The 12,551-nt window shown below is 48.4% G+C and carries 11 protein-coding genes; 1 reads left to right on the plus strand and 10 read right to left on the minus strand.

What is annotated here, in order from left to right; translation table 11 throughout:
• Positions 1-185: 185 nt before the first annotated feature.
• The 8 genes from U4956_RS03145 to U4956_RS03180 form a co-directional block, all read right to left on the minus strand.
• Positions 186-728, minus strand: coding sequence for a Gx transporter family protein (locus tag U4956_RS03145; RefSeq protein ID WP_323088983.1), 543 nt, complete (start codon positions 726-728; stop codon positions 186-188).
• Positions 725-1,087: a NusG domain II-containing protein gene (locus U4956_RS03150; protein WP_323088984.1), complete on the minus strand. Its 363-nt coding sequence runs from the start codon at positions 1,085-1,087 to the stop codon at positions 725-727. Before U4956_RS03150 ends, U4956_RS03145 begins: the two co-directional genes overlap by 4 nt.
• Entirely contained in the window at positions 1,084-2,361 is a 1,278-nt protein-coding gene (locus U4956_RS03155) for a hypothetical protein (RefSeq protein WP_323088985.1), read from the minus strand. The genes U4956_RS03150 and U4956_RS03155 overlap by 4 nt, the downstream gene beginning before the upstream one ends.
• Entirely contained in the window at positions 2,358-3,290 is a 933-nt protein-coding gene (gene whiA, locus U4956_RS03160; protein WP_323088986.1) for a DNA-binding protein WhiA, read from the minus strand. The genes U4956_RS03155 and whiA overlap by 4 nt, the downstream gene beginning before the upstream one ends.
• Complete coding sequence (locus U4956_RS03165) at positions 3,274-4,251, minus strand: gluconeogenesis factor YvcK family protein (protein ID WP_323088987.1); 978 nt, start codon at positions 4,249-4,251, stop codon at positions 3,274-3,276. Before U4956_RS03165 ends, whiA begins: the two co-directional genes overlap by 17 nt.
• A complete protein-coding gene (gene rapZ, locus U4956_RS03170) occupies positions 4,248-5,114 on the minus strand; it encodes an RNase adapter RapZ (RefSeq protein ID WP_323088988.1) in 867 nt (288 codons plus the stop codon). The genes U4956_RS03165 and rapZ overlap by 4 nt, the downstream gene beginning before the upstream one ends.
• 395 nt (positions 5,115-5,509) lie before the next feature.
• Positions 5,510-6,196, minus strand: coding sequence for a TrkA family potassium uptake protein (locus tag U4956_RS03175; protein WP_323088989.1), 687 nt, complete (start codon positions 6,194-6,196; stop codon positions 5,510-5,512).
• A gap of 186 nt (positions 6,197-6,382) precedes the next feature.
• Entirely contained in the window at positions 6,383-7,699 is a 1,317-nt protein-coding gene (locus tag U4956_RS03180) for a TrkH family potassium uptake protein (RefSeq protein ID WP_323088990.1), read from the minus strand.
• Between the two features lie 493 nt (positions 7,700-8,192).
• On the opposite strand from U4956_RS03180, the gene U4956_RS03185 reads away from it, so the two are divergent.
• Positions 8,193-8,735 carry a VanZ family protein gene (locus U4956_RS03185; protein ID WP_323088991.1) on the plus strand — a complete coding sequence of 181 codons (543 nt, stop codon included), beginning with the start codon at positions 8,193-8,195 and terminating at the stop codon, positions 8,733-8,735.
• Between the two features lie 154 nt (positions 8,736-8,889).
• Here U4956_RS03185 and U4956_RS03190 read toward each other — a convergent pair whose 3' ends face one another.
• Positions 8,890-10,791, minus strand: a complete 1,902-nt coding sequence (locus tag U4956_RS03190) for a 5'-3' exonuclease H3TH domain-containing protein (RefSeq protein ID WP_323088992.1) — start codon at positions 10,789-10,791, stop codon at positions 8,890-8,892.
• A 1,203-nt stretch (positions 10,792-11,994) separates the two neighbouring features.
• Positions 11,995-12,363 carry a thioesterase family protein gene (locus U4956_RS03195; RefSeq protein ID WP_323088993.1) on the minus strand — a complete coding sequence of 123 codons (369 nt, stop codon included), beginning with the start codon at positions 12,361-12,363 and terminating at the stop codon, positions 11,995-11,997.
• Positions 12,364-12,551: the final 188 nt, after the last annotated feature.

Consider the following 12,551-nt stretch of genomic DNA (forward strand, 5'->3'; position numbering starts at 1 on the left):
TACGTCTTCCAAACAAGGACTAGACATTCAGCTCTGGCAAACCCTTTTGCATCTTTGTAAACCTAATTATTCAATTATCCCCTGATTTCAGGATACAACCATTCAGGAAAATCGGCTCTTCTTTTTTCGTCAAATCCCTTCACCGCTTGAATATTCGGCTTCAATCATTAAAAAAGCGGGCCGATTCATTTTTCCAGCCCGACTTGATGCAAGTACGCTTTCCACTCACGCGGCCGCAGCCGTTTTAACAGGGTGGCTGTAATCCAGGCAATTCCCAGCCCTGACACCACCGACAGCGCTGTCAGCACCGGCAAAAGGCTGGCCATAAAAAACTGCTGGTAAATCAAAGAAATGGCCAGAGTCTGACCAAAGGTATGAAACACGGCTCCACACACACTTACCCCATAAATTGAAAAGAGATGAGAGCGCCTGGCAAGGATCATCGCCAGACACGACAGCGTGCAGCCGGTCATTGACAACAGAAAGGAAACGGAAAATAACGTTCCCGTGGCCAGGGCGGCGATAAACACGCGCAGCCCCGTCACGATCACCATCTCCTTGTTTCCATAGGCATACAGAGCAAACAATCCGGCAATGTTGGCCAGACCGATTTTGTAGCCTGGAATCACCATGACCAGTGGAAAAAAGGATTCGACAATCTGCAAGACAATCCCGACGGCCGTTAACATCGCCAGGGTTGTAATGATCTTAAAGTTCTGCTTTTTCATTGAATCATTGTATCCTCACTGTTTTCACTGGCATTTTCGATCGTAATCACCGTCTCGTTGGGCAGGCAGACAATCGGAACGACCCCATTATCCGTCGGTGCCTGCTTCGAACAATAATGTAACGGCGAATTTTCCTGCGTGACTTCGACTTTGCCTTTTGATACCACAATATGAACCGGACCCAGTGTTCCCTGGACTTCATATTCGCCATCCTGGCTTAAATCCAGCCGCAGCTTTTCTTCGTTGCGTACCTTCACAACGGCAAAGCTTCCCGTATCCTGCATCCAGAACAGTGGGATCAGCAAAGCAAGGGAGAGCACCAGCAAGAAGCTGACCAGAATTTTATCTGCTTTTTTCATTGGATCACCGTCACTTTAACCGTTTTGACAACCGCATTGCCAAAGCGGTCCCGGATTTTGACCTCTACGGTATGCTCACCGACAGTGGTCTCAAAATCTAACGAAGGTTCATAGTAAACCCCGGATAAGTCCGTCGCCCCAAAGACCTCATTCCAGTCCACCTTCTGTCCCCAGCCGATTTCAATGGCCTCGACAGAGTTTTTGAGCGTTGGAGGCTTGGTGTCTTTGACTTTGATGACAAATGGAGTTTCGGCATCTCCATCCTTTAAGACAAAGTCATACGAACCCACCCCCAGATAGTCCAAAGAAACAGTAATGAACCGGTTGTCGGCAATCGTAATGCCCGGCGATCTGGGTTCAATCGAAAGATTGCTCAGATCTACCTGATCGGCATTTTCAATGTAAAGCGACGGATTGGCATACACATCCGTTCCCAGTTCCATCACAAATGTCTGGTTGGTCAGCTGAAACGATCTGGTGCAGCCTGAAAGCCCGACATTGAGTACGGCCGCAAAGACTGAAAGCCCAATAACCATCACAGAAAGCCAAAGAACTCTGGATGTCTGGAGTTTTTTGTGAAGTGAAGACTCCCGGAACATTTCGACCATCCCCTGCCATAATGAAGGGGCATCGCCCTGTCCAAAACTGGTGACTTCAAGGGTTTTCTTTTCTTCCAAATCCAGATCGGTATACCAGCGTCGGCCATTGAAAGGATCAACGGTCCGATTTTGATCCGGCCCGGTTTTCTGGAATAACGCTTCCATTTCAAAGGGCGCATCCGTTTCAAACGCACCGCCGATTTTAAGCGAATCGTTTTCGGCTTCGTCTTCTTCATACAGCTCTTCGCGCCCAAACCGATCCTCCACGGACAATCGATCAAGGGTGAGTGAAAAGATGGGTTCGTGCTCCATCGTCTCTTCTCTGGCGGCTGGCTGTTTTGCGGCTGATTGTCCAGCTGTTGACTGTTCAACGGCCGATTTTTTTTGTGCCCTCTGCTCAGTGCTGCTCCGCTTACCCAGATTGAAATAAAGATCCGACTGGCTCTGGGAAGTCTTTAAATTGTGCCTTCTGGCGGTGCGGGAAAGACGGCGGGTGGAAAAGAGAGTTTTCTCTTTTCCTTCCTCTTTTCCCTTCTCTTTCTGCTTGGCAAGCAGAACAGCAGAATCTTCTATTAAAGAAGCATCTTCTATTGAAGAAGCGTTTTTGAGGCTGGATGGACTTTGAGAGTCTAAAACAGACTCCAGATTCTTTTGCTCGTTTCTGGCTCTGCTCATGCCTGCACCCCCGAAAGCGCAAGTTCTTTCATCTTGGCCATGCGGTGTTTCATGCCGGATTTGGTAATACTTTCCCCATACATCGCATAGATGGCATCGCACAGCTCCACATTGGAGGCCTCAGGATTCTGCTTGCGGGCTTCCATGACGTGGACGATTTTTTCCGGGACTTTGCATCCCGATTTTTCAATGATCGCAATCCATTCGAGCTGCTCTCTGGCGGCTTTCTGGGTTTTCATCTCATTGGCCACCTCGCAGTTGTCCAGGCGGGTGAGCTGGTTGTAGAAATCGCGCTGGATCCGCTGGTCTTCAAATGTAAACAAAGACTGGCTGGCGCCAAGCAGACGCAGAAAATCGGCAATCTTGTCCCCGACTTTGGTGTAAACGACATACGATTGCTTGCGCAGCGTGATTTTGGCCGGAATATAAAACCGGTCAAGGATTTTCACGGCCATCACGGCTAAATCCTGTGAAGGCAGGGTCAGTTCCATATGGTAGTTGGTTGTTTTGGGAGAGTTGATGGAGCCCGCCGCTAAAAACAGTCCCTGAATGAACGCTCTGGCGTTGCGTTCGGAACGAATTAACGAATAGGGCGGCACGTTATACAGTCCGCCCGTGCGCAGAATGCCCAGGCTTTCGAGAATCTCGCTGGCTTGCGAGTACACAGTCAGACGATAGATGTTGTTCTTTTTCAGATTCATCCGTCTGATCGAGGCAATCTGCACATCGACATGGTATTCACTTTTCAAAAGGCGGAAGACCAGCTTGGCAATGGAGGCGTTCTGGGTCTGGAAAGACAGCCAGGTTTCGCCCCGGTTCCAGTTCAAAGAAGCCCGGGACAAAAATAAAGCGCATAAAAGCGCTTTAGCCTGCCCGCCTGAAAACTCAAGCTTGCTGATCTCCTGTTTCACATCACTTGAAAACGACATGAACTTCTTCCTTTTCCATCATCGCCAGAATTTCCACCAGACAATCCGCAATCGCCTTGGAATCATGGCGGATGCGGCCGGTTTCATCGACGATCGTCAGATCGCGATGGAACACTTTATAGGCGTGATCGACTTCTTTCTGGACCACCGGAACACTGCCTTGTCTGGCATAGCGTTCAAGTGTCTTTTCGTCGATCGGATTGCGGTTGATGATCGCAATCTCAATGGGGTTTTTGTACGTATGGGTTTCAATGGCGCGCACATGGTCTTCCAAAGAGAACCCATCGGTTTCACCTGGCTGGGTCATGGCGTTGCAGAAATAGACTTTGGGACAAGTCGTATCCGCAATCGCTTCGCGAACGCCTTTTACAATGACATTGGGCAGAATTGAAGTATACAAAGAGCCAATGCCATAAATAATCAGATCGGCCTGCCGGATGGCTTCAATGGCTTTCGGATAGGCACGGATATCGTCTTCATAGAAGACTTTGGCAATGGAGTTGTTGGCGTTGGGGATGTTCTTCTCCCCGCGCACTAAGGTTCCATCATTCATCAAAGCATACAGAATCGCATTATCCAGAGTGGAAGGCAAAATGTTGCCCTTGACTTTCAAAACCTTGGAAATCGCCTCAACCGCGCCCATGTAAGAGCCAGTCAGATCCATCATGGCAAGGAAAATCAGGTTGCCAAGCTGGTGGCCGCCGATATCTTCCGATCCGGAAAAGCGGTAGTTCATCAGCTGGGAAAACAATGGATCCTCGTCATCTTCGGCCATGGCACAAAGCACATGACGGATATCGCCCATTGCCGGAACGTTATACATATCGCGGAGTCGTCCCGTTGATCCGCCATCATCCGCGACCGTGATGATGGCAGTCAGGTTGACATTTTCCAGATGCTTGAATCCATTCATCATGGCGGAAAGTCCGGTTCCACCGCCGATTACCACAACGTTTTTCATGCGACGTCATTCCTTAAATCCAGGTCGCGGTGGGATTTGAAGGCTTTGTATTCATCTTTGTAGTGGTCATACAGCCAGTTGCACACGGAAACCGACCGATGCTGGCCGCCCGTGCAGCCGACGGCTACGATCATGTGGTTTTTGTTTTGCGAGCGATAGCTGTCAAACACAAAATCAAGATAAGCGCTTAAGCGTTTCACGTATTCGCGTGTCTCTTCTCTGTCCATGACGTATTTGTACACCCGCTCATCATTGCCCGTCAGTTTTTTCAGCCCCGCTTCATAGAAGGGGTTTGGCAGGCAGCGGACATCGATAACGATATCAGCATCCATTGGCAGGCCATGCTTAAAGCCAAACGACTGGAACGTAATCGCAAATTCAGGTTCAGTCTGGCTTTTGAAATATGGTTTGAGAAGATTGACCAGCGCCTGCGGAGTCAGGCGGGTGGTATCCAGATGAAAGGTATCCTTCATGTTTTCTTCCAGGGAACGGAAAGAATCCCGCTCCAGCTCAATGGCCTCTTCGAGAGTGGACGCTTCATTGTGAACAAGCAGCGGGTGCAGGCGGCGCGTAAACCGATAGCGAAGCAGTAATTCTTCATCGCTTGCGTCGACAAAAACGACCTGCAGCGGCCGCTTGAGGGTATCAAAAAAGTTCATGAAATCCACGTAATCCTGGCTGCTTGCACTTAAAGCCAGCCGGTCGTATTGTGGATCGCCGCTTTCCATCAGTTGTTCTAAAGCCGGAAGGAGTTCTTTTGGATAATTGTCAATGCAGTTGTAGCCAAGATCAGCCAGCGCATTCATTGCGGAGGTTTTTCCTGCTCCACTCATGCCTGTAATCAGGACCAGTGATTTTTCCATAACAGTCACATCCTTTCAGTAAGCTTCCTTTCCAGACGGAATGGTTTGTGATGACTGGAAAAAAGCTTGTATTTTCTAATCGTGTATTTTAAGGGATTTATGGTCAAGGTTGATTTTGTGGGTGAACTGGATCTGGTGCAGGCCTTTTTCAGGTCAGTATGGAGTCCAGTCTGAACCTGCCAGATTCGAACCAGAAAAAGCTGCTGAGAGTTTCTGGTCTGGAATTTTCTGGTCTGGGGTTTACGGTCGGACTTGCTTTGAATCGATCTTCTTTTTTACTTGAAGACAGAAGAGATCCGATCGTTTTGAAAATCAAGCCAGAAACCTATTCCTTTCAGGCAGGTATCGCCTTATTGTACAAAAAAAATCCGGCATAATTATGTGCCGGATTTGCTTTAATCTCCAACGGAACGTTCAAAATTATGAATATTTTCATTGGATCCGATGACGATGATAATATCCCCGCGCTCAAAGACGTAGTTTGGATCGATTTCTTCAATCGTTCCATTGTGAGTCTGGATGGCGATGATCGAAATACCATACTTCTGGCGAAGCTCTAAAGCCTTCAGCGGCTTGCCCGTAAAGTAAGAAGGGGCTTCAAGCTGGGCAATGTCAATGTTGCCCGAGATCGAGAAGTAGTCGATGACTTTCTTGTTGGAAAGCTGATTGGCCAGCCGGACACCCATTTCATGTTCCGGATAGACGACTTCCGCCCCGATTTTTTTGAGAATGTTGCCCATATCTTTGCTGTTGGCTTTGGCAATCACGACCGGCACCTTCAGATTCAGGCAATAGAGTGTAGCCAGAATGTTGGCGGCGATCTCTTCGCCGATCGCGACAATTGCGACCTGACAATCCCCGACCCCGATTTCTTCAAGAGCAGCCTGGTCAAGATGGTTGATGACATAGGCATAGTCGGTCAGATAGCGCATTTCCCGAACGCGGTCCGGGTTTTTATCAATCAGGATCAGATCCTGGCCATTTTCGACAAGGGTTTCGGCAACGGCGGAACCAAACCGGCCCAGGCCGATGACACAATACGCCGAGCGGCTCTTTTTAAACATGTCAAAATTCTTTCGCATGAAGATTTCCCTTTCAATTTGCGAGTCTTTTTATCACGTTTCATTTTCGCTTAAGACTCATCGTTATCCTGAAACAGAAGGCAACAAGCAGGACTGGATCTTCGATCCAGACTGATCCCAACCTTCTGGAATTTTCTTTTGTTTCTTTTGTTTTATTTCCTTTGCGGCTTTTTTAGCCAGCGTTATTTATCCAATCAGGATGCTTTCTTCGGAATAGTGCGCTTTTGGCTCCTTGCCGGTAATCAGAAGGTTGGCAATCGTTACCGTTCCCAGACGCCCCATAAACATCAGGGCGATGATGACCAGCTCACTGGCCTCGGATAACTGGGCCGTAATCCCGATCGAAGAGCCAACCGTTGCCAGGGCACTGGTCACTTCCACCAGCACTTCCGCCAGCGTGAACTGCGGATCAAAGGCGCAGATCAGAATGGTGCCCAAAAGCACCGCCAAAAGGCCAAAATAGAGCACCGTCGAAGCTTTGGTAAAGCAGATGTCCGGAATCCGGCGGTAGAACACAGAATCTTCGTCATGACCGGCGCTCGAGGAAAAGGCTTTTAAGGAGATCGCAAAAGCGGTCGTGGTCTTAATTCCGCCGCCCGTCGAATTTGGCGAAGCACCGATAAACATCAGCACGATAAAGACAAGCAAAGCGCCGGTTGAAAAGTTGGAGAGGGGGTAGCTTGCAAAACCGGCCGTCCGGGTGATGACCGACTGAAACCACGCTTCCAGCCACGTCTGGGGCGTCAGGATCTTAAACAGAATCGTACCGCCCGCCAGCAAAAGGATTGTCATGAAGGCGGCAATCTTGGTTGTCAGCATCAGCCTGGACCAGCGAAAATGGTTGCGGACCAGATCGACCATAGCGATAAAGCCAAAGCCGCCGATAATGACCAGCGCACTGACCACCAGAATCAGCGGCAGATTGTTCGCATACGGAATTAATGAATCACCGCCTGCAAACAAATCAAAACCAGCGTTGTTAAACGCCGAGATCGATAAAAAGACGGCATGGCCAAGCGCCTGCAAAGGACTGAAATGCATCATCAGCACCGGCCACATCAGCAAAGCCCCCAAGGCTTCAATGCCAAAGGTCAGATACAGAATGCACTTGGCAATATGAATGAGGCCCGTATAGCCGGAAAGATTTTGCGCCTGGACAAAGAGAGCCCGGGTTTTAAAACTGATCTTGCCCCCTGATACCAGCATAAACGTCATTCCCGCCAGGACGATCCCCATACCGCCAATCTGAATCAGAATGGCCAGCACCGTCCGGCCAAACAGGTTAAACGTCTGTCCAGGAACAACGACCGTCAGACCGGTTACACAAACCGCACTGCACGCTTCAAACAACGCATCAAGAAAACTGAGCGGCACGCCCGCATAGCGTGAAATTGGCAGCCACAACAGGAAGGCGCCACTCAGGATGACGCTTAAAAACCCGAGTACGAGCAGTCTTGCGGGGGTGAGCTTGAAAAACCACTTCTGTATTCGTCGAATTACCATACGTTTTCACTTTTTCCTTTTTCTGGATGGATTCAACCAGGTCCCAAAAAAACGAGAAGCCTGTTTGGATCCGAACCTTTATACTCCTTGGACACGCTTCTATCCACTCTGCCCTTTGATCCAGGCCGATTTTTGAAGACCAGTCCAATCCAGTTTTTTTGCCAATCCGGTAAAGATTTGACAAAAAATCAGGCAGGCGTGTGGGAGTTCTGTTTTTATCATTGTAAAAGGTGGAAGAATAGATTGCATCCAAACATGCCTGCCTCTTGTGCCGGATATGGCGATTACTGTACCACGTTTGCCGCCCGGATTCGACCAGGCCGTCACTGACGGCCTGGCCGAATCGATTTCAGACCATATGAAAGGCCTTTTGTTGCCATTGTATGCATCAGTCTTTCTGTAATTCTAAAGTGACAGAGACAGACCTGTTTTGAAAGTCAGAAATGCATAAAATGACATTCCTTCCATGTTGAAAATTCGGTAAAATTTAGTTATGAAAACACCAACCTACAGCGCTTCTACCAACAGAAAAGCCAATCTGCCGCTGGCCTTTCTCTACTTGCTTCTATTGTTTATTCTTGTTTGCGCCATCTGGCTTTTTTCCAGCCAGACTGGCTCTGATTCCCAGGCTCTGTCGGATCGGCTGATCCATCTGCTTCATCTTGAATCCCTGCCCGAGATCCGGTTTCTGATCCGCAAAGCCGCTCATTTTTCAGTCTATCTGGTGATGGGGATTCTGTGGTATCTGTTTTTTGATTCCTTAGGCTTTGTGGCCGGGAAAGCTGTCCTGGGGGCGGTTCTTTTTTCTTTGCTCTTTGCGGGAATTGATGAAATTCACCAAAGCTTTGTCGCCGACAGGGCCTGCCAGTTTCGCGATGTGATTCTCGATGAAATCGGCGCGATCAATGGAACATGTCTTGCTTACCTGCTGCTGTTCCAGCTTCGCACCTTCCGCCACCGGCCGCACTCTCATCTTACGTCCAAAAAGCCGCTGGATGACTACAAAAGCGAAAGTTCTCTTCAAGTCGGCCTGTAGTCTGAACCTCATTGGAACCTCATTGGAATCCCCTTTGAACCTCATTTAAATCTCATCAAAAACCCCAGACTTCATGATCATCCATGAATTCTGGGGTTCTTTTGTCTGGTTCTGTTTCAGGTCCTTTTTTGGCAGCTGTCCTGGACCAGAGGAATTAAACCTGTGGGGGCGTCTGGTGGCCAGGCTGCTTTTTTTGCTTATAGCTGCGCTGGTTGCGTCTGGGGTGAGCCTGGCGTTTTTTGGCGCCTTGTTTTTCACTTGGGCCATGGTTTTGCCCATTTAAAGAGGTCGGGCGCGATGGTTTCCTGCCGGGTGCCGCTTTTGGCTTTGAGCTGGAGCGGCTGGCAAAAGAAGAACGGCTGGAAACTTCAAAATCGTAATCCTCTTCCTGACCATCATCAAAGCCGGCGACAACAACTTCAAAAGGCTCACTAGCTTCGAACTGCTCGAAAGCCTGTAAGGAGAAGTCATTTTCTTGGGTTACAGAGAGTCCAGAAGCTGCGGCTGCCATTTTTCGGGTCTTTGTTGGATTTGCGTTTTTTCTGCCTTTTGGCTTTCGGCTTTTTGGCGGTGTGGTTTGTGTTCTGGACGTTGTCGGTGCGTCAGTGGATGCATTCAGGCGGGCATCCCCCTGAATTTCTTTTGCCAACAGATCTTCCTGGATCCTTTGGGTTTCAAGAAAGATCTGTTTTTTAGAAGCAGCAGCCTGGGCAGATTTTTTTCGAGATTTTGAGGCTGCGCTGCCTGGCTGGCCGTTTTTTGGCACTTTTCCATTGGAAGCAGCTGGTCCGATTGGAGCAGCCATTGCCATTTTTCTGGCGGTTTTGCTTTTGGACTTGGCTACTGGAACTTCCAGGAAAGATTTTGTGGAAGCTTTCGAAGAGCCAGACTTCTTTCTTTCGCCTGGCGCTCCCTTTTGGGCTGAAGTCCGTTTTTTCGTCCCCCGGCAAACGGCACTCGGTTTGCTGAGAGATCGGCCAGGGACACCGTTTTTCTTGCGGCCGATTTTCAGTTCGATTTCAAAAGGTTCAAGGACATCAAAAATCGTCTGGGGATCGAACTGGCAGCGGAATAAATCAGGCCCGAATTCGCCCTCAAAGCAATCCTCCAGATCCAGATCGGTCCGGATCTTGCCCAGTTCATAACAGATTTCAGCCATCTGCCGGGCGTTGAGTCTTGTATCGTTTCCCTTGCGGGTCAATACGGAATAAGGGGAGATCGTAATGCCCCATGTCCGCCATAAGCGCGCCAGTTTCTGGCGGTCCGCTTTGGTGCGTACGGCATCAATCGGATCGTACAGTTCGGCCACAGAATGGTAGTGTTCAGCCAGTTTGATCGAGCGATTTTCCCCCATCCCTGAAACTCCAGGAATATTGTCAGAAGGATCGCCAAACAGGCATTTGATCATGGGAACCGCTTTGGGATGATAGCCAAATTCCTTATACAGGACATCTTCATTCACCAGCACCACCCGGCTTGGCAAGGACGAGGGCATGTTATGGGTTTTGCGCCAGGCTTTGACTTTCTTTAAGTCGGCCATGCCATACCAGATGTGGATTTCGTCATTGATCAGCTGGAAATAGTCTTTATCCCGAGTGAGAATGCGCACCGGAATATATTCACACATCCGGGTCGCAATCGTTCCCGCAAAATCATCCGCTTCATAGCGGGTATCACGCACCTGGCTGATGCCCAGCTGTCCGCAAAGCGCATAAGCCGTTTCAAACTGCTGGCGCAGCGGGGCCGGGGTGGCCTGACGGTTCGATTTATACGCCGGCCAGAGTTCTTTACGAAACGTATTGCGGCCGGCGTCCCAGCAGATCACCAGATGGCTGGGGCGCTGGAAAGTGACAATGGTAAATAAGGTATGGAAGAAGAGTTCCAGGGCATTGCAGTAATGGCCATGTTTATCCTGTTTGAGCAGGCGGGGGTACATCTGCTCCTTTTTTTCTTCATCCTTTTCTTTGCGAAGAGCTCTTGGCAGTGAGGCATAGTAGCTGGTTGCCAATAAGGAAGAGCCATCCACAATCAGAAGAAATTCATTTCTGTTTTTCATAGTACTCCGGAATCTAAGCAGGATTTGCCTGCAATCGATTCAACCAGATTTCGTTCGTTTCCTGTTTCCTGAACCTGTTGATCAAAAACCGTCTGGGTTGATAAGCCGGTTTATTCATTTCATATCGAAAAAGTGCCAGATTTCGTTTCTCCTCCTTTTTTCTTTTTCTCTTTTCTTCCCTTCTCAAAGGCACACGAAAAGATTTCTTCAAAGAGAATTTCGAAGGCAGCTTGTCGTTTCTGATCTGGGCACAATAAAAGACTGGCAGACTGGCGGCATACTCTTCGGACTAAAAAGAGCTTTGCCGCCCGTTTTCAAAAATTGAGCTTACTTTGAACTCTTGATCTGGATCCATAAAATTGTTTTGCGTTTGAAACCATTCAGTCTTCGTTCAAAATCAAAGCGCAGCTTTGAAGAGTGACTGACCCGCATAAAGAATTGGACAGGATAAGCGGATACACGCTTGAAATCAGGATCCGTGCTCATTTTTTTGCCAGAAAGCAAAGTGAAAAGGCCTGGCAAAAAAGAATCGCGAACGTTTCGGTTGATCGCATTCAGGATCAGCACACTGCCTGAGTTCATCTTGTCACTCAGAGCAAAAATCGCACCGTACGAATACCGTATAAATGTTGAAAACGGTTGTCGTTTGTTTGAGTTGAAAAGCAGATCAAAATGTCATTTACGACTTAATTTCCGCATGACTGGCAAAAACCAATGATAAGAAAGCCGGTCAAATCCGAAAGGACTTCTTTTGATCTGCTTATGCAGCAGCTGATCCCCCTATTAATAACAGAAAATCTCTCCTCTGTTCAAGCTGGCTGTCTTATTGCCTGCAATTTCGCACGCGGTTTGGATCGTAACCGCAATCATTCAAACTCAGTTTTTCAGGCTGACCTGTCTTCAGTCCCGAAATTTGATCCTTTATAAATGGATCAGAGTCATGGGACTTGAAGTATGTAGTTTACAGGATTTTCGGGCGGATGAAAAGATCCAGTAAGTTGACAAAGTCACACGATAGTATTCCCGGGCGAACCATATAAATAAAAACAGGGGGGCGCTCTTTCCCCCGTTGATTTCATTCGATAGGCAAGGATCCCCTCCAAATTGCAAAGCAGTTGAAGAAGGGGGGGTCAGATATTCACTGTTTAATATCATTGACCTCAGTTCAATATCGATGAGACGATCTGCTTTTTCCCTATGCGTTTAAGCTTGGGCATTCACCTTGGCCATAAAACGTTCCCGATTGACGGCAGCCCGTTGATGAACACCTTTGCCGATGCACGTGTCGTTGCAATAAGCACTGACTTCAAAAGTAAAGATCTTGCCGTTGGTTTCAATCAGATGGCTGACAATACGGATGCGGGCATGTAACGGTGATGGAGCATCATGCGTCACATTCATGGAAATGCCGACCGTGGTATAGCCTTCTTTGGTTTCGGCAATGTTGCAGGATGCTTCTTCCATCCAGGCGATCATCTGCGGTGTAGCCAGAACAGGCAAGTCACCGCTGCCCATGACCATAGCCAGGTTCTGGGCTTCAACAGTTCGATAAAGTACAGAGTAAAGTTCCATATTGATTGTTCCCCTTCATAGCATCCCGCAGGATTTTTCCAGTCTGTCTTTTTGATGGCCCGTTGATGGCCTGCTGAAGAAGAAAACTGGAATTCATCTTATTTTGATATAAAAATGATCCGTCCAGACTCAGAACCTGTCTTTTTGATTCTGATTCACGATCAAAGTGACCGTTGCGGTCGATCTGG

Origin of the sequence: Allobaculum sp. JKK-2023, assembly GCF_034745455.1 — a bacterium.
Taxonomy (GTDB): domain Bacteria; phylum Bacillota_I; class Bacilli_A; order Erysipelotrichales; family Erysipelotrichaceae; genus Allobaculum.

Bases quoted from the DNA above. Each gene is read 5' to 3' on its own strand.
- whiA (WP_323088986.1), bottom strand. From the start codon at position 3,290: ATGTCGTTTTCAAGTGATGTGAAACAGGAGATCAGCAAGCTTGAGTTT.
- U4956_RS03195 (WP_323088993.1), bottom strand. From the start codon at position 12,363: ATGGAACTTTACTCTGTACTTTATCGAACTGTTGAAGCCCAGAACCTG.
- U4956_RS03150 (WP_323088984.1), bottom strand. From the start codon at position 1,087: ATGAAAAAAGCAGATAAAATTCTGGTCAGCTTCTTGCTGGTGCTCTCC.
- U4956_RS03165 (WP_323088987.1), bottom strand. From the start codon at position 4,251: ATGAAAAACGTTGTGGTAATCGGCGGTGGAACCGGACTTTCCGCCATG.
- U4956_RS03145 (WP_323088983.1), bottom strand. From the start codon at position 728: ATGAAAAAGCAGAACTTTAAGATCATTACAACCCTGGCGATGTTAACG.
- U4956_RS03190 (WP_323088992.1), bottom strand. From the start codon at position 10,791: ATGAAAAACAGAAATGAATTTCTTCTGATTGTGGATGGCTCTTCCTTA.
- U4956_RS03175 (WP_323088989.1), bottom strand. From the start codon at position 6,196: ATGCGAAAGAATTTTGACATGTTTAAAAAGAGCCGCTCGGCGTATTGT.
- U4956_RS03180 (WP_323088990.1), bottom strand. From the start codon at position 7,699: ATGGTAATTCGACGAATACAGAAGTGGTTTTTCAAGCTCACCCCCGCA.
- U4956_RS03185 (WP_323088991.1), top strand. From the start codon at position 8,193: ATGAAAACACCAACCTACAGCGCTTCTACCAACAGAAAAGCCAATCTG.
- rapZ (WP_323088988.1), bottom strand. From the start codon at position 5,114: ATGGAAAAATCACTGGTCCTGATTACAGGCATGAGTGGAGCAGGAAAA.
- U4956_RS03155 (WP_323088985.1), bottom strand. From the start codon at position 2,361: ATGAGCAGAGCCAGAAACGAGCAAAAGAATCTGGAGTCTGTTTTAGAC.